This is a genomic window from Burkholderia sp. RS01, assembly GCF_039748055.1.
Taxonomy (GTDB): Bacteria; Actinomycetota; Actinomycetes; order Actinomycetales; family Micrococcaceae; genus Arthrobacter.
Map to the genome: position 1 here is coordinate 12,377 of NZ_JBDLAK010000003.1, position 17,363 is coordinate 29,739.

17 protein-coding genes are annotated in these 17,363 nt (G+C 66.8%); 10 read left to right on the top strand and 7 right to left on the bottom strand.

The window, feature by feature from the left end; translation table 11 throughout:
• The first annotated feature begins 275 nt into the window (after positions 1-275).
• From ABFP37_RS03890 to ABFP37_RS03915, 6 genes are all read left to right on the top strand, one after another.
• A complete protein-coding gene (locus tag ABFP37_RS03890; RefSeq protein ID WP_078028049.1) occupies positions 276-1,955 on the top strand; it encodes a trypsin-like peptidase domain-containing protein in 1,680 nt (559 codons plus the stop codon).
• A 264-nt stretch (positions 1,956-2,219) separates the two neighbouring features.
• Positions 2,220-3,032 (top strand): electron transfer flavoprotein subunit beta/FixA family protein, encoded by an 813-nt coding sequence (locus tag ABFP37_RS03895; protein WP_347032790.1) that lies wholly within the window; start codon positions 2,220-2,222, stop codon positions 3,030-3,032.
• A gap of 15 nt (positions 3,033-3,047) precedes the next feature.
• Positions 3,048-4,001: an electron transfer flavoprotein subunit alpha/FixB family protein gene (locus tag ABFP37_RS03900; RefSeq protein ID WP_078028047.1), complete on the top strand. Its 954-nt coding sequence runs from the start codon at positions 3,048-3,050 to the stop codon at positions 3,999-4,001.
• A gap of 4 nt (positions 4,002-4,005) precedes the next feature.
• The gene (locus ABFP37_RS03905; RefSeq protein ID WP_078028046.1) at positions 4,006-4,785 is read left to right on the top strand and encodes a PIG-L deacetylase family protein; all 780 of its coding nucleotides are present in this window, start codon (positions 4,006-4,008) and stop codon (positions 4,783-4,785) included.
• A 73-nt stretch (positions 4,786-4,858) separates the two neighbouring features.
• Positions 4,859-5,398 carry a gluconokinase gene (locus ABFP37_RS03910; RefSeq protein WP_078028045.1) on the top strand — a complete coding sequence of 180 codons (540 nt, stop codon included), beginning with the start codon at positions 4,859-4,861 and terminating at the stop codon, positions 5,396-5,398.
• 9 nt (positions 5,399-5,407) lie between these two features.
• Entirely contained in the window at positions 5,408-6,820 is a 1,413-nt protein-coding gene (locus ABFP37_RS03915; protein WP_347032791.1) for a gluconate:H+ symporter, read from the top strand.
• A 232-nt stretch (positions 6,821-7,052) separates the two neighbouring features.
• On the opposite strand, the gene ABFP37_RS03920 is transcribed toward ABFP37_RS03915, so the two are convergent.
• The 4 genes from ABFP37_RS03920 to ABFP37_RS03935 all read right to left on the bottom strand — a co-directional run bounded on the left by ABFP37_RS03920 (position 7,053) and on the right by ABFP37_RS03935 (position 10,214).
• Complete coding sequence (locus tag ABFP37_RS03920; protein WP_347032792.1) at positions 7,053-7,895, bottom strand: anti-sigma factor; 843 nt, start codon at positions 7,893-7,895, stop codon at positions 7,053-7,055.
• A gap of 1 nt (position 7,896) precedes the next feature.
• Positions 7,897-8,502, bottom strand: coding sequence for an ECF RNA polymerase sigma factor SigK (sigK, locus tag ABFP37_RS03925; protein ID WP_347032793.1), 606 nt, complete (start codon positions 8,500-8,502; stop codon positions 7,897-7,899).
• A 228-nt stretch (positions 8,503-8,730) separates the two neighbouring features.
• Positions 8,731-9,198, bottom strand: coding sequence for a tRNA (cytidine(34)-2'-O)-methyltransferase (locus ABFP37_RS03930; RefSeq protein WP_347032794.1), 468 nt, complete (start codon positions 9,196-9,198; stop codon positions 8,731-8,733).
• A 68-nt stretch (positions 9,199-9,266) separates the two neighbouring features.
• Complete coding sequence (locus ABFP37_RS03935) at positions 9,267-10,214, bottom strand: J domain-containing protein (RefSeq protein ID WP_347032795.1); 948 nt, start codon at positions 10,212-10,214, stop codon at positions 9,267-9,269.
• A 297-nt stretch (positions 10,215-10,511) separates the two neighbouring features.
• Between ABFP37_RS03935 and ABFP37_RS03940 the strand changes: the two genes are divergently transcribed.
• Positions 10,512-11,198, top strand: a complete 687-nt coding sequence (locus ABFP37_RS03940; RefSeq protein ID WP_347032796.1) for a hypothetical protein — start codon at positions 10,512-10,514, stop codon at positions 11,196-11,198.
• 59 nt (positions 11,199-11,257) lie between these two features.
• Here ABFP37_RS03940 and ABFP37_RS03945 read toward each other — a convergent pair whose 3' ends face one another.
• On the bottom strand, positions 11,258-11,674 hold the full coding sequence (locus tag ABFP37_RS03945) for a hypothetical protein (protein WP_139362789.1): 417 nt from the start codon (positions 11,672-11,674) through the stop codon (positions 11,258-11,260).
• Between the two features lie 89 nt (positions 11,675-11,763).
• Between ABFP37_RS03945 and ABFP37_RS03950 the strand changes: the two genes are divergently transcribed.
• Positions 11,764-12,438, top strand: a complete 675-nt coding sequence (locus ABFP37_RS03950; RefSeq protein ID WP_078028039.1) for a helix-turn-helix domain-containing protein — start codon at positions 11,764-11,766, stop codon at positions 12,436-12,438.
• Here ABFP37_RS03950 and ABFP37_RS03955 read toward each other — a convergent pair.
• Positions 12,428-13,306, bottom strand: a complete 879-nt coding sequence (locus tag ABFP37_RS03955; RefSeq protein WP_347032797.1) for a DMT family transporter — start codon at positions 13,304-13,306, stop codon at positions 12,428-12,430. The genes ABFP37_RS03950 and ABFP37_RS03955 overlap by 11 nt on opposite strands.
• A 114-nt stretch (positions 13,307-13,420) precedes the next feature.
• On the opposite strand from ABFP37_RS03955, the gene ABFP37_RS03960 reads away from it, so the two are divergent.
• On the top strand, positions 13,421-14,650 hold the full coding sequence (locus tag ABFP37_RS03960) for a cysteine desulfurase family protein (RefSeq protein WP_078028038.1): 1,230 nt from the start codon (positions 13,421-13,423) through the stop codon (positions 14,648-14,650).
• Here the strand turns inward: ABFP37_RS03960 and ABFP37_RS03965 are convergent.
• Complete coding sequence (locus ABFP37_RS03965; protein ID WP_347032798.1) at positions 14,629-15,882, bottom strand: FAD-dependent oxidoreductase; 1,254 nt, start codon at positions 15,880-15,882, stop codon at positions 14,629-14,631. The genes ABFP37_RS03960 and ABFP37_RS03965 overlap by 22 nt on opposite strands.
• Before the next feature lie 250 nt (positions 15,883-16,132).
• On the opposite strand from ABFP37_RS03965, the gene mnmA reads away from it, so the two are divergent.
• The gene (gene mnmA, locus ABFP37_RS03970) at positions 16,133-17,275 is read left to right on the top strand and encodes a tRNA 2-thiouridine(34) synthase MnmA (protein ID WP_078028036.1); all 1,143 of its coding nucleotides are present in this window, start codon (positions 16,133-16,135) and stop codon (positions 17,273-17,275) included.
• Positions 17,276-17,363: the final 88 nt, after the last annotated feature.

Consider the following 17,363-nt stretch of genomic DNA (forward strand, 5'->3'; position numbering starts at 1 on the left):
GTCTCAGAACGCAGCAGCGCCCCCACGCCGGGTGTAAAGCCGCAGGTCGCTGTGGCAATTCTTCTTGATTCTATGGTGCACCAATGGGGCCGTCCACCGCAGGGAATATGCCACCAGCGAAAAGCGCTCAAGAGCCAGGACGACGCCCCGGCTGCGGCTTGGCGCCCCTCGGAAGGGCGGTCGCGGCGCACATTCAGGAACCTCCCAGCAAACATCGATTTTAGTTTCAGTCGAATCGTCCATAGTTAATACAGACGAGGATGAAAGGAAGTCCAATGACTGAGAACCCAGTGCCGGGCGCAGCACCTGAGAACCGAGATCCTGCAGGGCGGCCCGCTGATCCCACGGCTCGGCCTGCGCACGAGGAGGGTTTCCAATCTCAGGGAAGTCAGCCGGAGGGAAACTACAGGGACCACCCCACCGAACAGCTGGGCGGCGGGGATGCGGGCCGCGATAACATGGGCGGCGATGATGCCCTGCCCGCCGGCTCTGCCAACCCCACCATGCGGCTTGACCGGCCGGACCAGGAGGCTCCGGGCGAGCTCCAGGGCCACCCGCAGTCAGAGCCCTTCAACGGGCCGCGTCCCGTATATCCCCAGCACGCTCCTTTCTACGGGCACGAGTCGGGGCCTGCAACCCAGCAGTTCGCGTCCGCCCCGCATCCCGGGGGCCCGGGCCAGCCCCATCAGTCTCCCTATGCCCAGCACGTCCCCCACTCGGCCCCTTATGACAACCGGGCCAACGCGCCCAGGCGCAAGGCCAGTTTCGGCGTTGGCACGCTCGTGGCCAGCATCCTCGCCGCAGGACTCGTTGGCGGTGGGGTGGCGACGGTCGGCGCCGGCAATCTCTTCGTCGCCGGGACGGCGCCAGCCGTCAGCACCGGCAGCCAGCCCGGGACAGTGATCGTCAACAACAAGGATGACGTCAACGCCATCACGGCCGCTGCCGTCAAGGCATCGCCGAGCGTTGTGACGATCAAGGCCACGAACGGCAGCGAGGGCGGCACCGGCTCAGGTGTCATCCTCGACGACCAGGGCCATATTCTCACCAACACCCACGTGGTGACCCTGGACGGCACGGCGGCCAGCGCGGATATTGAAATCCGCACGAACGACGGCCGCGTCATGACAGCGAAGATCGTAGGAACGGACCCCCTCTCGGACCTGGCCGTCATCAAGGTGGACAACCCCTCAGGGCTCACGCCGGCCACGCTCGGTGACTCGGGGAAGCTGAACGTCGGCGACACCGCAGTGGCCATCGGCTCTCCCCTGGGCCTCACGGGCACCGTGACGGACGGTATCGTATCCACCCTCAACCGGACTATCAGCGTTGCGTCCTCGGCAGCACCCAAGGGCGGCGCCGACAATTCCCAGGGCGGAGACCAGGGCTTCGAGTTCGCTCCTCCGGGCCAGGGGCAGGGCCAAAGCTCCGCGAGCAAGGGAACCATCGCCATCAACGTCATCCAGACGGACGCCGCCATCAACCCCGGTAACTCCGGCGGTGCCCTGGTGAACAGCAAGGGCGAGGTGATCGGCGTCAACGTCGCCATCGCGTCGGCCGGCGGCAGCTCCGCAGCGACCGGAACAGGCAACATCGGAGTGGGCTTCAGCATCCCGATCAACAACGCCAAGCGCGTGGCCCAGGAGATCATCGACAATGGCAAGGCGACCCACGGCCAGCTGGGCGTCAGCGTCAAGGCGAAGGCTGCTTCGGCGTCCGGCTTCTCCGTGGGCGCGGATGTCGACACGGTGGAGCAGGGCTCGGCGGCGGCCAAGGCAGGCATCCGGAGCGGCGACGTCGTGACGCGGTTCAACGACCTCGCCATCAGCGACCCGAACCAGCTCACCGCAGCGGTCCGTGAACAGCCGGCCGGCGCAACGGTCAAGATCACCATCCAGCGGAACGGCCGCGAGCAGCAGTTGGACGTGACGCTGGGCGCCGCCGCAGAGCAGTAGGACAGCAGCAGAACAGCAGCGGAAGCAGCAAGCAGTAGCGGCGGGCCGCGCCTCCCAGACGATGGACAGCGAGGCGCGGCCCGCCGTCGTACGCGGAAGAACCTCGCCGCTTCCAATGCAACGGCCCTCTGACACAGGCGTTAACGGGGCGTCATCGGGCCGCCCCTATATGGTTAGCTAGGAGCTACCCGTATCCCGGGCGTTCCGCGGCCATGACCTCACCCGGCTGGCTATCCACAAGCATGGAAGGCTGCTGTAAATACAGTGGAAGAGACATTGAAGATCATCGTCCTGGTCAAGCATGTGCCGGACGCGCAGTTTGACCGGCACCTCAGCGGCGAGGGCCACACCACGGACCGCGATGAGAGCATTCTGTCCGAGCTGGATGAATACGCCCTGGAAGCCGCACTGCAGCTCACCGAGGCGCGCGGCGGAAGCAAGGCGGGCAACAAGGTCATCGCCCTCAGCATGGGCCCGGCCGGCGCCGTGAATGCCATCAAGAAGTCCCTCCAGATCGGAGCGTCCGAAGGCGTCCACCTCACGGACGAGGCACTCGCCGGCTCTGACGCAGCCGCCACCTCGCTGGCGCTCGCCGCCGCGATCCGCCATCTCGGCGCGGACACCCCGGTGGACCTGGTCCTGACCGGCATGGCATCCACCGACGGCGAAACGTCACTCGTTCCGGCCCAGCTCGCTGAGCGCCTCGGCCTGCCGCAGGTGACTTTCGCGTCGTCGCTGGATGTTGACGGGGGACGCATCACCGCCCGCCGCGACGCCGACACGCACTCGGAGACGGTCGAAGCCCCGCTGCCAGCAGTGGTGTCGGTGACGGACCAGATCAACGAGCCCCGCTACCCCAACTTCAAGGGCATCATCGCGGCCAAGCGCAAGAGCATCACCACACTGTCGCTGGCGGACGTTGGAGTGGATCCCTCCCAGGTGGGCCACGCCGGATCCTGGACCACGGTGACTTCGGCTGAGGAACGCCCGCCGCGCACCGCGGGCACCATCATCACCGACGAAGGCGACGCCGGCATCAAGCTGGTTGACTTCCTGGCCGCACAGAAGCTGCTCTAAGAGGGATCACACAACATGGCAAACGTACTGGTATTCATTGACAACCCCGGCCAGGCTCTGAAGAAGAGCAGCCTTGAACTCCTCACCATCGCCCGTTCCCTCGGGGAGACGGCCGTGGCCGTCAACGGCGAACTGCACGACGGCGTCGCAGCCTCCCTCGGTGAGCACGGGGCCGTTGCCGTCTACCGGCCCTCCGCGCAGGACCTTGATGACTATCTCGTGGCGCCCAAGGCAGCTTTCGTGGCGGCGGCGGCCGACAAGTCCGGCGCCACCGCGGTGCTGGTTGAAAATTCGCCTGAGGGCAAGGAAATCGCGGCGCGGCTCGGGATCCGCCTCAGCGCAGGCGTAATCACTGACGTCGTTGCCGTCGACCCCGACGGCACCGCCCGCAAATCAGTGCTGGCAGGTTCCTACACCACCGCGGCTAAGGCGACCACGCCGGTCAGCGTGCTGACGGTCAAGGCCAACAGCGTCACCCCCGAACCGGCCGCGGCGCCCAGCACCCCCGAAACAGTGACGGTTGACGTGCCTGCCGACGCCACTGCTTCGGCAGCGCGCATCACGGCCCGGGAACAGAAGGCCGTCAGCGGCCGCCCGGACCTCACCGACGCGCGGATCGTGGTGGCCGGCGGACGGGGGCTTGACGGCGACTTCGGCCCGGTGGAGGACCTGGCAGACGCGCTGGGTGCTGCCGTGGGCGCATCGCGGGCGGCTACAGACGCCGGCTGGATCAGCCACGACGCCCAGGTCGGCCAGACCGGCAAGACCGTATCCCCGCAGCTGTACATTTCGGCAGGCATCTCCGGCGCCATCCAGCAGAAGGCCGGCATGCAGACGGCGAAGGTGATCGTGGCCGTCAACAAGGACGCGGAATCTCCCGTCTTCGAAATCGCTGACTTCGGCATTATCGGGGATCTCTTCCAGGTCCTGCCGCAGGCGACGGAAGAAATCAAGAAGCGCAAGGGCTGAGTCCTTGACTTCAAACGCTGCTCCGGCACAGAGCCCGTTCAACCCGGACAAGCACCGGGTTGAGCGGGTGCTCTGTTTCGCCGCCCATCCGGACGACATCGACTTTGGCGCTGCCGGGACCATCGCCGCGTGGACGGCAGCCGGCGTCGAGGTGAGCTACTGCATCATGACGGACGGCGATGCCGGCGGTTTCGATCCGGCCCACCGGGCCGAAATCATCGCCATGAGGGCCGCCGAGCAGCAGCGTGCCGCAGCGCTCGTCGGCGTCACCGACATCCACTATCTGCACGAGCGGGACGGATTCCTGGAACCGAACCACCAGGTGATGTGGGGAGTGGTGAAGCTGATCCGCGAAATCCGCCCCGACGTCGTGCTTTCCATGCATCCGGAACGCAACTGGAACCGCATCCAGAAAAGCCACCCCGACCACCTGGCCGTCGGGGAAGCGGTGACCCGGGCCGTCTACCCGGCCGTGGAAAACCCGTACGCGTATCCGGAACTGGCCGAATCCGGCCTCGAGGCCTACAAGGTGCCGTGGCTGTGGCTCTATGCCGGGCCGGAGGAACGCGAAAACCACTTCACCGACGTCACGGAGCACGTGGACAGCAAGCTCGGGGCGATCCACGTCCATGTCAGCCAGCACCCCGACGTCGAGGCCATGGAGGCTGCCGTGCGCAACGGAATGCAGGTCAACGCACGGCGCGCGGGTTTGCCGGACGGCCGCAGCGCGGAGGCATTCCACGTCGTAACAATCAACGGGCCGGGCACGATCGCGGGCTTCTAGTATTGCCACACTGTAACCCGTGTCATATGCTTGCCTCTGTTTAAATCATATTTATTCAGGAAGGCAGACTTTGATGGCGAAGACTGCACAGCAGCCGGTCCTGGTGATCATGGGCGTCTCAGGATCCGGCAAATCAACAGTGGCCGGCGTTGTGTCCGGCAAGCTCGGCTGGGACCTCGCGGAAGGCGACGACCTGCACCCTGCGGCAAACGTGGCCAAGATGCAGGCCGGCGAACCCCTCACCGATGACGACCGTTGGCCGTGGCTGGAAACCATTGCTGACTGGATCCGGCACCACACCCAGGCCGGCACTCCGGGCGTTATCACGTGCTCAGCGCTCAAGAAGCGGTACCGTGATGTGCTCCGGGGCGAAAATGTCGTGTTCGTGTTTCTTCAGGGCAGCAAGGACAACATCTCGGGCCGGCTTGCCTCACGGCACGGACACTTCATGCCTCCGGCCCTGCTCGAATCGCAGTTCGAGGCGCTGGAAGAACCCACCGAGGATGAAAACTACATCGCCCTGTGCGTCTCGGCCACCCCGGCCGAGGAGGCCCAGGAAATCATTGAACGACTGAATCTCGCAGCTGCCTCCGCCGCTCCGGATCAGAACTAGGAACTTACCTTGAACTCTCGCATTGCAACGCAGCTACCCGCTGCCGTCGAAGGCTGGACAGGCCACGACACCCAGCTGCTGGTTGTGGCTGGCCTCGGCATTGCCCTCATCGTGGTGCTGATCGCCAAGCTCAAGCTGCACCCCTTCCTCGCACTCGTGCTGGGCTCGGCCTTCGTGGGCCTGGCATCCGGCGTCGAGCTGCCCAAGATCATCACCAACTTCGAGGAGGGAGTAGGCGGCGTCCTCAAAGAAGTCGGACTGCTGATCGCCCTGGGCGCCATGCTGGGAAAGCTCCTGGCAGACTCCGGCGGCGCGAACCGGGTGGTGGACACCCTGTTGGAGAAGGCAAGCGGCAACAAGGTGGTCTGGTCCATCACGCTCGTGGCCGTCATCATCGGGCTGCCGATGTTCTTCGAGATCGGCCTGGTCCTCCTGCTCCCCGTGGTGGTCCTGGTTACCCAGCGCTCCCGCATGCCCTTGATGCGCATTGCCATTCCGGCGCTGGCCGGCCTGTCCGTGCTCCATGGCCTAGTGCCTCCGCACCCGGGCCCGTTGATCGCCATTAGCGCTGTCAAGGCCGAGCTGGGCACCACGCTGGCCCTGGGCCTGCTGGTGGCCATACCTACGGTCATCATCTGCGGACCGCTGTTTTCCCGGCTGGCGGCCAAATGGGTTCCCGTCGGCGCGCCGGCGGTTGCGGGCGGCATCGACACGGAGCACGGCGCGGACACGACGGGCGTCAAGCGCCAGCCGACGTTCCTCGTCACCCTGCTGACCATCATCTTCCCCGTGGTGCTGATGCTCGCCAAGGCAATCGTGGACATCATCTGGCCGGACCCCCAGACCGCACCGCCGGTCCGGATCTTCTTCGACTTCGTCGGCCAGCCCCTCGTGGCCATGACCCTCGCGGTGCTCCTGGCCATCGTCACCTTCGGCTACGCCGTGGGCTTCACCGGAAACCGGATCACGTCCAAGATCGGCGCGAGCCTCGGGCCCATCGCGGCCATCCTGCTCATTGTGGGTGCGGGCGGCGGCTTCAAGCAGACCCTGATCGGTGCGGGAGTCGGCGACGCCGTCAAGAAGTGGGCTGAAGGCACCAACATGTCGGTGCTGGTCCTCGGCTTCATCGTGGCCGTTGCGCTGCGGCTGGCCACCGGCTCCGCGACGGTGGCCACGGTGACGGCGGCCGGAATCGTCGCGCCGCTGGCCGGCTCGCTGAGCCCCACCCATGCCGCGCTGCTGGCCTTGGCGATCGGTGCAGGGTCACTGTTCCTCTCGCACGTCAACGATGCGGGGTTCTGGCTGGTCAAGGAGCTCTTCGGACTCACGGTGGGCCAGACGTTCAAGACGTGGTCCGTCATGGAAACGCTGATCTCGGTGGTCGGCTTCGGCTTCGTGATGCTGTTGTCGCTGATCATTTAGCGTCACACCACGTGCGGCGGAGCCGCGCAGGCCTTGCTCCTGGTTCATAGGAGCAGGGCCTGCGCGGCTTTTTGTCGTTAACCCCACCGGACGTTTGTAGGCCCGGAGGTAGTAGGCCCGGACGTAGGAGCCACCCACGGACGAACTAGGAGCCACCCACGGACGAACTAGGGTCCCGCGGACGGGGCCCTAGTTCGATGTTCGGCTACCGGGTGGCCATAGCCAGGTGAGGTCAGGTGTTGAGCGCCGCGGCAGCAACCGTGGGAAGCGTGGGCGAGGCGGAGCCGCCCTCAGGCTCCACAGTGATCCCGAGCGAGGCCGCCGAACCGATCCCCTTGACGACGGCAGGCTTTGACAGGGCCTCGGCATCCATCAGGCCCTCGGAAACCGGAGCGGAACCGTCCTTCGGGATCAGCCACATCTGGTAGACCTTGCCCGGGGGAGGAGCGGGAACGTCCTTCATCCGCACCACCAGGGCGTCCCTCGACGACGAGATGGAAACTGTCGCCGTCCCGCCGCCGCTGACATCCACGGTCGCCTGGCGAACGTCTTGTGCCTCCAGGACCTGCCGCAGCGGATCATTCTGGTTGGCCACATAGGCGCCGACACCCACACCGCCCAAGGCGATCACCGCAGCAGCCGCAACACCGACCAGCCAGTTGCGAACGCCGGGGGACCGGCGTCGGACTTCACGGCGTTCGCGTGCAGCGGCAAGCTGATCGGGCACGGGCGGCACAGCCGCCGCGACGGCAGGCGCGTTGCCGATATTCGCGAATGGCGCCGGAAGCTGGGCCACTATGCGGTCGAACAGGTCTGCCGGCGGCTCCTCCTCGTCCGTGAACGAGGTGGCGAGTGTTTCCCTGGCCTGGCGGACGCGCTCGTAGAAGGACTGGCGTTCTGCTTCCGGGGCGGTGCTGACGTAGGCCTCGATGGCTCCGCGCTCAGCGTCGCTCACGGCATCGAGCGCGTAGACTTCGGCGAGCTCGACGGCGCGGCCCGCTGCGAGGTCAGTGGAAATGTCGGCAGCGAAGGCACGGGGCAGCTGGCGGCCGTGTGCATCATTTGTATCGGTCATTTCAACTCACCCCCAGACAGGTCTTCAATCGGATCAGTCCGTCGCGGATGCGGGACTTGATGGTAGGTACGGCCGCGTTGAGCTTTTCAGCGACTTCGCGGTAGGTGAGGCCGCCGTAATAGGCGAGCCGCACGGATTCCTGCTGTGTCTCGGTCAGGGTCTCGAGGCAGCGGACCACGGCCTCGGCCTCCAGCCTGCTGCCCACCTCATCGGACACGGAATCGTGGTCTATGTCCTGGCTGCTGGCGCCGTATTTGGCCTCACGGTCAGTGGATGACTGCGACGACCGGACTTTGTCCACGGCGCGGCGGTGCGAGATGGTCATCAGCCACGCCAGTGGGCTGCCGCTGGCCGGATCGAATTTGGCGGCGTTCTGCCAGACCTGCAGGAACGCCTCCTGGGTAGCGTCCTCGCTCAGCTCCGGATCGATGAGCACCCTGCGGGCCATGCCGAACACGCGGCGCGAGGTGAGCTGATAGAACTCGGCAAAGGACGCCTGGTCGCCGCCGGCAATCCGCTCGAGCAGCGTTGCGAGCTGGCGGTTAAGGTCGACGGCGGTGCCGGGCGGCGCTGGGGCGCCAAAGTTCGGCGCGTTGGGAGTTTCCATCACAGTCAAGCATAGTTCGCCGGACGACAATCGCTGAGCACCCGAACCGGATACGGCACCGTCGTGCCGGGCAAAACGCAGTGCCGTCCTGCTCGCATGAACTGTTTTCACCTGCCGCTCCTCAATCCGGGGGATTTGCTCAGGAGTGATTCGGCGTCGGAGCAGCTCCGGATGGGTGCGGGCAGGCGATTAGTTCCCCCCGCATGCTTCCCGGGCGGGACCTCCCGGTCAGAGCTGGGCGCCCGTGAAGCCCTGCTGCCGCCAGGCCTCATACACGGCGATCGATGCGGCGTTGGCCAGGTTCAGGGAACGCAGCGACGGCAGCATGGGCAGCCGGACCCTGGACGTGACATGGGGATCGTGCTTCAACTCCTCCGGCAGTCCCACCGACTCCGGGCCGAAGAGCAGGACGTCGCCCGGCCGGTAGGAAACGTCCGTGTAGGACACCTCGCCGTCGGAAGTGAAGGCGAAGACCCGCTCGGGCTGCAGGGCTTCCCACGCGGCCTCGATGTCGGGATGAACCGTCACCACGGCCAGGTCGTGGTAATCCAGGCCGGCGCGGCGCAGCTTGGCGTCGGAGAAGTCGAAGCCCAGCGGTTCCACCAGGTGGAGCTCGGCGCCGGTGATGGCGGCCAGGCGGATGGCGTTGCCGGTATTGCCGGGAATTTCAGGGGTATGGAAGAGGATGCGGAACACGGTTCCATCCTATCGCCGGGGAAAATTCCGGCGGACGCACGTGCATCAGTGCCGCGGGACAGCCTCTGTCAGTGCATGCCCCGGAGCAGCCGGGCGAGCACGGGCACATTGACGGTATTGGGTGCCGGGCCCCCGGCCAGGAACTGCTTGAGGCCCCTCGACAGCCCCGCTGCATTGACCACCTGCACCATGTCAGAAGCGCCGCGGGCCCGGCGGTGGTGATCGATGACCGGTTCATGCAGGTTGCCGTCCGGGCTGTGGACCACGGTCCACCCGGTCACGTTCAGTTCCGGAAAAATGTCCTGCATCCGCCTGACCACCGGGGCGAGCTGCGGGGGAGCGATGGACCTGCCGCCGTGGTTCAGCGTGTTGCCGTCCCACGCGTAGGCCCCCTTGGGCAGGAGCATGGAGCCGATCAGCGCCAGCCGGTAGCCTGAGAGCAGGGCGTGGTCGATGTGGCTGTTGTCGGCGGGAGACAGCAGTCCATTGATCAGCCGCGCCGCCGGGATGGCCGGGAGGACCTGCCTGTCGATGAGCTGCACCGTACGCATCTCGCGCTGGATCCTGGCTTCAGCGCCGAAGATGCCGCGTTTCCTTGGCATTCCGTGGATCTGTTGGCTGGCCAGGTCGAGGGGGATCAGCGGCACGCTGCCCGGAACGTCGAAGGGCGGCACGTAGATAGGGGCGTCACCTGAGGTATTCCGGGGAGTTCCGGGCCGGTGGATCGTGGCGGAGGCGTGGCTGCCGGCGGCCGGAGCGTCGAAGTGCGCCTCGTCGGCGCCCGCCGGAGTCCTGTGGCGCGGCCCGCCCGCATAGGAGCGGTCGTAGGCTGCGCGTCGCCGGGGATCGATCAGCGTTTCGTAGGCCAACGTGACCTGCCGGAAGGCGGCGGCGTCGCCGCCGTGATCCGGGTGGGAAGCGCGGGCCGCCTTGCGGTAGGCCACCTTGATCTCTCTTTCCGTGGCGGTCACGGCGACGCGGAGTACCTCGTAGTGGGAACTGCTGCCCTCGGTCAAGCATGGTCCTTCGGTTGTCGTTGCCAGCGCAGACTTGCAGCCCGGTGTGCCCAGCATATCGGCCGGGTCGCCGGGCTACTCAGACAACGCACGGGCCCGTGTCCCGGGTTCCCGGTGGCTGGAGGTCCGGCAGAAGCAGGCCGGACGTCTAGACTTTTCGGGGAGCGGGGCCGGCTTTGCCAGGTGCCGCGGTGGCCTCCCGGGTGATCCGGGATCCACATGACAGCTGGGTCCGTGGGTCCGTGTCCATGAGCCGTGTCCGTCAGTCGACGTCCGTGATTCAGTAGTGAGGTGCGTATGGCAGCCAGGCCCCGGAGTGGAATCCGCCGCAGCGGGCGGCAGGCCGTGGCTGCAGCGGCGGCTGTCGCGTTCCTCGGGGGTTGCAGCCTGGGGATACCCGATCCGGCTGTTCCCGGCACAGTGCCTGCCACACGTCAGCTAGCCACTCCCACCATCACTCCGGGCCACGACGCCGCGGCGGTCGCCGCCCGCAACATGACGTTTTCCGCCGGGACCACGCTCGCCCGTGGGATCCCCGTGGGGCTGTCCGAGGGCCTGGCCGACGCGCCGGAATGGAGGCGTTCGGGGAGCGGCGGAGGCGGTACGAACGTCTACCTCAAGTCCGACGGTTGCCAGGTTGCGGCGAAGGTGAGCGCAAATCAGTGGCCCCTGGTTAAGGGGGATGACCGGGAATCCACGGCCGCGCTGTTCGCCTACCTCGACCCGACCATTCTGCCCAAATACCTCAAACCGGCGGTGCTGCGCTGGGGCGGGGAACCGGGCAGGCCTGGGCCGACGGTGGACGTCCTTGTCCTTGAGCGGGCGGCCCGGCCCGCGGGCAGGGCCGCCGTTGTGCTGGCAAGGGTGTTCGGAACGGCCGGTTCCTCCGTGTACGCATCGGTCTCATGCCCGTCTGCGCCGGCGCTCGCCGCCGCAAGGGCCGACGTCGAGCGCCTGCTGACCGTGGTTCCGCCCTCGGAATAGCGGCAAACGCGTGGGCGGAGCATGGCGGCCCCTGCGCGTGCGAGGGCGCTGGCCTGCTGTTACCGTTTTGCGGCTGTGGCGAGCCGGTTCAGGGCCAGGGCACCCACAAGCAGTCCGAAGTCCCGCAGGGCTACGTCGTAGAAATTGCCGAGGATCAACAGGTTAACGATGATCCCGAGCAGCCAGGCCGCGACGACCAATGAGCCGATCCGCGGGCGGAAGGCTACCAACAGCCCGGCGAGTATTTCGATAACGCCGACGGCGTACATGATGGTCTGCCCGGGCAGCGGCACCACGGACGGCACCACCGGGGCGAGGTAGCTTGTCCAGTCCGTGAGCACGTTGGTGAACTTGTCCAGCCCGAACAGGACCGGGGCCACCGTGAAGACGGTGCGGAGGAGGAGGAACGCCTGCCTGACCGTGTCCGGAGCCAGTGCCTCCGTGCGTCCGGGCTCCTTCAATGCTGTGGTTTTCATGATTGCTCCTTCTAAAAGTGGATGTATTGATTTTAGACCCGCGCACCTTATTTAGCAACGGATCTTGTTTTTAGAGATACGCTGGAGTCATGAACCGTCAACCGAGTACCAGGCTTTCGTGGGCCGGCCGCCTCGCCGCCCTCGCGTCGCTGGGGGATGACACCCGGCGGCGGTTGTTCGAATTCGTCGCTGCGTCGGCTTCCGCGGTGGGACGCGACGACGCCGCGGAAGGCCTGGGCCTGCCCAGGAGCACCGCCTCGTTCCACCTGGACAGGCTGGTCCGTGAAGGCCTGCTTGCCGTGGAGTTCAGGAAGCTCGGCGGGAAGGGTGGCCCGGGCTCCGGCCGGCCGGCGAAACTTTACCGCCCGGCGCTGGAGGAAGTGGGAGCGTCGGTCCCGGAGCGGAGCTACGACCTGGCCGGCGAGCTCATGGCCTCCGCGATCGAGGAATCGATGTCCGGCAGGGCGTCTGCCCATGAGGCGCTGCTTGCCACGTCGTACTCCCGCGGCCGTGCGTCCGCGACCGGGGGAGCGTCATTCGAGGACCTGCTGAGCGGGATCGGGTACAGGCCGGCGCCGGACGGCAACGGCGGACTTGTTCTCATGAACTGTCCCTTCCACCGGCTGGCGGACGGACATGCGGATGTGGTGTGCGCAATGAACGGTGCCTTCCTGAGCGGAGCCGCCGCGGCCTGCGGCATGCCTGAAGACACGGTGGAAGAGGACCGGACAGCCGGGCGCTGCTGCGCCCGGATCAAGCCATAGCTGGCTGCCGCGCCCGGCGCTTCACTCCGGTGAGGAGCACGCCGGAGATGACCAACAATCCGCCTAGTATTTGCGGGGTGGTCACCGGAATGCCCAGGAGCAGGGTGATCACTGCCGTAAAGACCACTATGAGGTTGAGGTAGTTTCCGGCTACGGCCGGTGCGGTGGACTTAAGGGCCAGGTTCCACAGCAGGTAGGCGCCGAACGACGGGAAGAGTGCCACGTACGCGAGCGACCACGCTCCGGCGGCGGTGTCCGGTAGCTCCGCGCCTGCAGCCAGTGCAATTGGCGTGAGCGAGATGGTCGCCATCGCCACCTGGACAGCTGTGGCGGCGATGGCAGGCAGGTCCAGCCGCCTGGCAATGATGGTGTAAAGCCCCCAGACGACGATCGCACAGAGCATGAGCAGCTCGCCGGCGTTGAACGACAGGTGGGAAATCTGCTGCACGTCGCCGCCGGTGAGGACAAGAAGCACGCCGAACAGGCCCAGTGCGATCCCAAGCCAGCCCACCGGGCCGGGCCGGTCTCCAAGCATGAATATGGCCATCACCATGATCAGCGCCGGATTGGCTGCCGTGATGAGGGAGGCGTTGAGGGCAGAAGTGTGGCCCAATGCGCTGTAGAGCAGCAGCGTGTAGCCGCTCATGCCGAGGGCGCTCAGGAGCAGGAGCGCGGGCCAGCGCCGCAGCACGGCCCGCCAGTCCGGTCTTTCCACCCGCTGAGCGAGGAGCAGAAGCGGCACGGCCACGAGGGCCCAACGCCAAAAGGTGAGCTCCAGCGGCGTCATTGACTTCATCGCCGCCTGGCCTACGACAAAGTTTCCGGACCAGAACAGGGTGGCAATGACGAGGAAGATGGGCGCTCTCACCGCTCGAATCTACAGGCGGTGCGCCAACAGGAGGCATTGGGGCGGGCGGCCGCGGCGGTCGCCGGGGGAGTAATTCGCGGCGGGGAGAATTAAGCCGCGGGTAGAATTTTAAGCGTGCCTGCTTACCTGGATCATGCCGCCACCACGCCCATCGCCGCCGAGGCCCTGGCTGCGCTGACCCGTGAACTGGCCCGGACGGGAAACCCGTCGTCACTGCACGGTGCGGGCCGACGCGCGCGGCGGTCCGTGGAGGACTCACGGGAGGCCATTGCCGCGGCCGCCGGGGCTCACCCGTCGGAGGTCATTTTCACCTCCGGCGGCACCGAAGCGGACAATCTCGCAGTCAAGGGTCTGTTTTGGTCGCGGCGCGGCCAGGATCCGCGCCGGCGGCGCATCCTGTGTACCGCCGTCGAACACCATGCCGTTCTGGACACGGTGGAGTGGCTGGAACGCCACGAGGGGGCTGAGGTGTCCTGGCTTCCGGTGGACTCGGAAGGCGTCCTTGACCTTGAGGCGTTCCAGGCCGAGCTGCTCCGGGATCCCGCGTCCATCGCCCTTGTCACTGTCATGTGGGCCAACAACGAGGTGGGCAGCATCCAGCCCATCGCGCAGGTTGTCGAGCTTTCCCGCGCGGCGGGAGTGCCGGTGCACTCCGATGCCGTGCAGGCATTCGGGTCGGTTGCCGTGGACTTCAAGGCTTCCGGGCTGGACGCGATGTCCATCTCCGGCCACAAGATCGGCGGCCCGGTCGGCGTCGGGGCCCTGCTCCTGGGACGTGCCGTGAAGCTCACTCCGGTCCAGCACGGCGGGGGCCAGGAGCGTGACGTCCGTTCCGGCACGCTGGACACAGCCTCCATCGCCGCCTTTGCCGCCGCGGCGGAAGCCGCTGCCAAGAACCTCCCGGCGGAATCCGCGCGGATCTCCGCCCTGCGGGACCGACTCATCGCAGGGGTGCAGGACGCCGTGCCCTCTGCCGTGCTCCGCGGGGCGCGCGGCCCCGGAAGGCTGCCCGGAAACGCGCACTTCACGTTCCCCGGTTGCGAGGGTGATTCCCTGCTCTTCCTCCTCGACCTCGCCGGCGTCGAGTCGTCCACGGGTTCCGCCTGCACTGCCGGTGTTCCGCGCCCGTCGCACGTTCTCCTGGCCATGGGACTGGACGAGGCAACTGCCAGGGGTGCCCAGCGTTTCACCCTGGGCCACCCGTCAACTGACGAGGATGTGGACGCGCTGCTAGCCGCCCTCCCCGGAGCGTATGCCCGCGCCCGGCAGGCGGGCATGGCCGGTCATGAGTCCTCCATCCAGACTGCCGCCACCGTTGCCCGTCAGGGTTCGGGAATCAGCTGATCAAAGGGGACTGCCGCGTCCGCCAGGGCGGCCGCCGCCACCTCGGAGCGGGCCGAGATGAGGGCCTTAATGGTCTTCTGTGCGCCCGGCTTGCCGGTGCGCGGCCAGTTGACGTTCATCCCCGCCACCACGCGCCCGTCCCGCTGCCAGAAGGCAACGAATTCCTTCGCTTCGAGCGAGCCGCGGATGACGGGAGCAGACCCCGCCGCGAGTGTGGGGAATCCCGAGTACTCCATGCTGACGTCGAACTGATCGGTGTAGAAGTACGGAATGGCGTCCAGGACGGCCTCCTGACCGAGCATGGCCTTGGCCGCCACCTTGCCTCCGTTCAGCGCGTTGGCCCAGTGTTCGCTGCGGTGGTGCCCACCCGTGAACGGATGCAGCGCGTTGGCGACGTCGCCCGCCGCGAAAATATCCGGGGCGCTGGTCCGCAGTGAGGCATCGGTGAGGACCCCGTTACGGATCTCGAGGCCGGCTGAACTGGCAAGGGCGGTGTCGGGAACCACGCCTACGGCGATGACCACAACGTCTGCCGGCAGATGCTCGCCCGAATCGGTCAGGACGCCCGTGGCGCTTCCTGCGTGACCCGTGATCTCCTTAGCGGAAGCCGGCAGCCGGAATTGGACACCGTTGCCCTCGTGCAGCGACCGGAAGAACCTGCCCAGGTCCGGACCGATCGCCCCGCCGAGCGGAACCTCCTCGAGTCCCAGCAGGGTGACTTCGTTGCCGTAGGTGCTCGCGGCTGCCGCCAGTTCCATTCCTATCCAGCCGGAGCCGATGAGGACCACCTTCCGGCCACCGGCCGCGAGTTGCCCGCGCAGGCGGCGGCTGTCATCCAGCGTGCGGAACGTCGTAACGCCGTCGAGCCCGCTGCCGGGCAGCGGAATCTGCCGGGGCGCCGCGCCCGTGGCGAGCAGCAGGGCTCCGTACCGTTCGGTTGCCCCGTCGGCGTAGCGGACGATGCGGGCGGAAGGATCGACGCCGGCCACGGGAGCGCCGAGGCGCAGGTTGACGTTGTTTTCGGCGTACCAGGTTTCCGGAACCACCTCGACGGCGTCCTCACCGGCTTTTCCCAGCAGGTATTCCTTGGACAGCGGGGGCCTGATGTAGGGATGATGCGCTTCGGCCGCGGCGACGGTGATGTTGCCCTGGAAGCCTTCGGCGCGCAGCGTGCGTGCCGCGGTGGCCCCCGCCAGGCCGCCACCGGCGATGATGATGCTCTCAAGAGTCATGACATGCTCGATTCATCCGGTGGCCGAGTGCGGCCGCGTTCTAAAACCAGTACGTTTGACTTTAGAAGTGCCGTCCTGCGCGGTCAAGGGAATTTAGGGCCTGATTCGGCCGGGCGCTAGAATAGATGGGCAAGCGGTGTGTCATCTGACGTAGGTGCCAACAGGGGAGTGACCCGAGCCCCGCACTGCGTTTCAGAATCCGGCGTTGCGAATCGCCGGCCGGGCCGCCATCAGACTACAGAAAGCCGAAATGCGAGTTCTAGCAGCTATGAGCGGCGGAGTTGACTCCGCCGTCGCCGCCGCCCGCGCCGTCGACGCGGGGCACGACGTCGTCGGCGTTCACCTGGCGCTGTCCAGGATGCCGGGCACCCTGCGCACGGGAAGCCGCGGCTGCTGCACCATTGAGGACTCGCGCGACGCGTGGCGCGCCTGTGACGTTCTGGGAATCCCTTACTACGTGTGGGACTTTTCCGAGCGGTTCAAGGAAGACGTGGTCCAGGACTTTATCGACGAGTACGCTGCCGGCCGGACGCCCAACCCCTGCATGCGCTGCAATGAGCGCATCAAGTTCGCGGCCCTGCTGGAGAAGGCCATCGCCCTTGGCTTCGACGCCGTCTGCACCGGCCACTACGCGAAGGTGATCACCGACGCCGACGGCAACCCCGAGCTGCACCGCGCCGCTGACTGGGCCAAGGACCAGAGCTACGTCCTCGGGGTGTTGACCCATGAGCAGCTCAAGCACTCGATGTTTCCCCTCGCGGACACACCCTCCAAGGCCGAGGTCCGGGCGGAAGCGGAACGGCGCGGCCTGTCCGTCGCCAACAAGCCGGACAGCCACGATATCTGCTTCATCCCGGACGGGGATACCGCCGGCTGGCTCGCCGAGAAGATTGAGATGAGCACCGGCGACATCGTTGACGAAACCGGTTCCAAGGTTGGCGAGCACCCGGGGGCAAATGCCTTCACGGTCGGCCAGCGCCGTGGCCTCAAGCTCGGCCGGCCTGCCGCCGACGGGAAGCCCAGGTTCGTGCTGGAAATCCGGCCCAAGGAAAACAAGGTGGTGGTCGGGCCGGAGGCGCTGCTCGCCATCGACGAGATCCGCGGCATCAAGGTTTCCTGGGCGGGGCTGCCCATCGCCGAGGTGGGCACAGGGGCGGAGTTTGACTGCTATGCGCAGGTGCGCGCCCACGGCGACCCCGTCCCCGCGACGGCCCGCATGGAGCGGATGGCCGATGACGCCGGAGTGCTGCGCGACCGCCTCGTGGTTACGCTGACTGATCCCCTTCGCGGAGTCGCCCCCGGACAGACGGTGGTCCTGTACCAGGGCAGCCGGGTCCTCGGCCAAGCCACCATCGACGCCGCGCGTTCGTTGCAGCGCGCTGAACTCAACTGACGCGCACCCCTGAACTGGTCTGACGCAACTCCGGACCACGTAACGGCCGACGGATACCCGTCGGCCGTTTTTCGTACCCACGGGTAGC

Bases quoted from the DNA above. Each gene is read 5' to 3' on its own strand.
- ABFP37_RS03950 (WP_078028039.1), top strand. From the start codon at position 11,764: ATGAACCGTCAACCGAGTACCAGGCTTTCGTGGGCCGGCCGCCTCGCC.
- ABFP37_RS03965 (WP_347032798.1), bottom strand. From the start codon at position 15,882: ATGACTCTTGAGAGCATCATCATCGCCGGTGGCGGCCTGGCGGGGGCC.
- mnmA (WP_078028036.1), top strand. From the start codon at position 16,133: ATGCGAGTTCTAGCAGCTATGAGCGGCGGAGTTGACTCCGCCGTCGCC.
- sigK (WP_347032793.1), bottom strand. From the start codon at position 8,502: ATGGAAACTCCCAACGCGCCGAACTTTGGCGCCCCAGCGCCGCCCGGC.
- ABFP37_RS03940 (WP_347032796.1), top strand. From the start codon at position 10,512: ATGGCAGCCAGGCCCCGGAGTGGAATCCGCCGCAGCGGGCGGCAGGCC.
- ABFP37_RS03890 (WP_078028049.1), top strand. From the start codon at position 276: ATGACTGAGAACCCAGTGCCGGGCGCAGCACCTGAGAACCGAGATCCT.
- ABFP37_RS03920 (WP_347032792.1), bottom strand. From the start codon at position 7,895: ATGACCGATACAAATGATGCACACGGCCGCCAGCTGCCCCGTGCCTTC.
- ABFP37_RS03945 (WP_139362789.1), bottom strand. From the start codon at position 11,674: ATGAAAACCACAGCATTGAAGGAGCCCGGACGCACGGAGGCACTGGCT.
- ABFP37_RS03910 (WP_078028045.1), top strand. From the start codon at position 4,859: ATGGCGAAGACTGCACAGCAGCCGGTCCTGGTGATCATGGGCGTCTCA.
- ABFP37_RS03900 (WP_078028047.1), top strand. From the start codon at position 3,048: ATGGCAAACGTACTGGTATTCATTGACAACCCCGGCCAGGCTCTGAAG.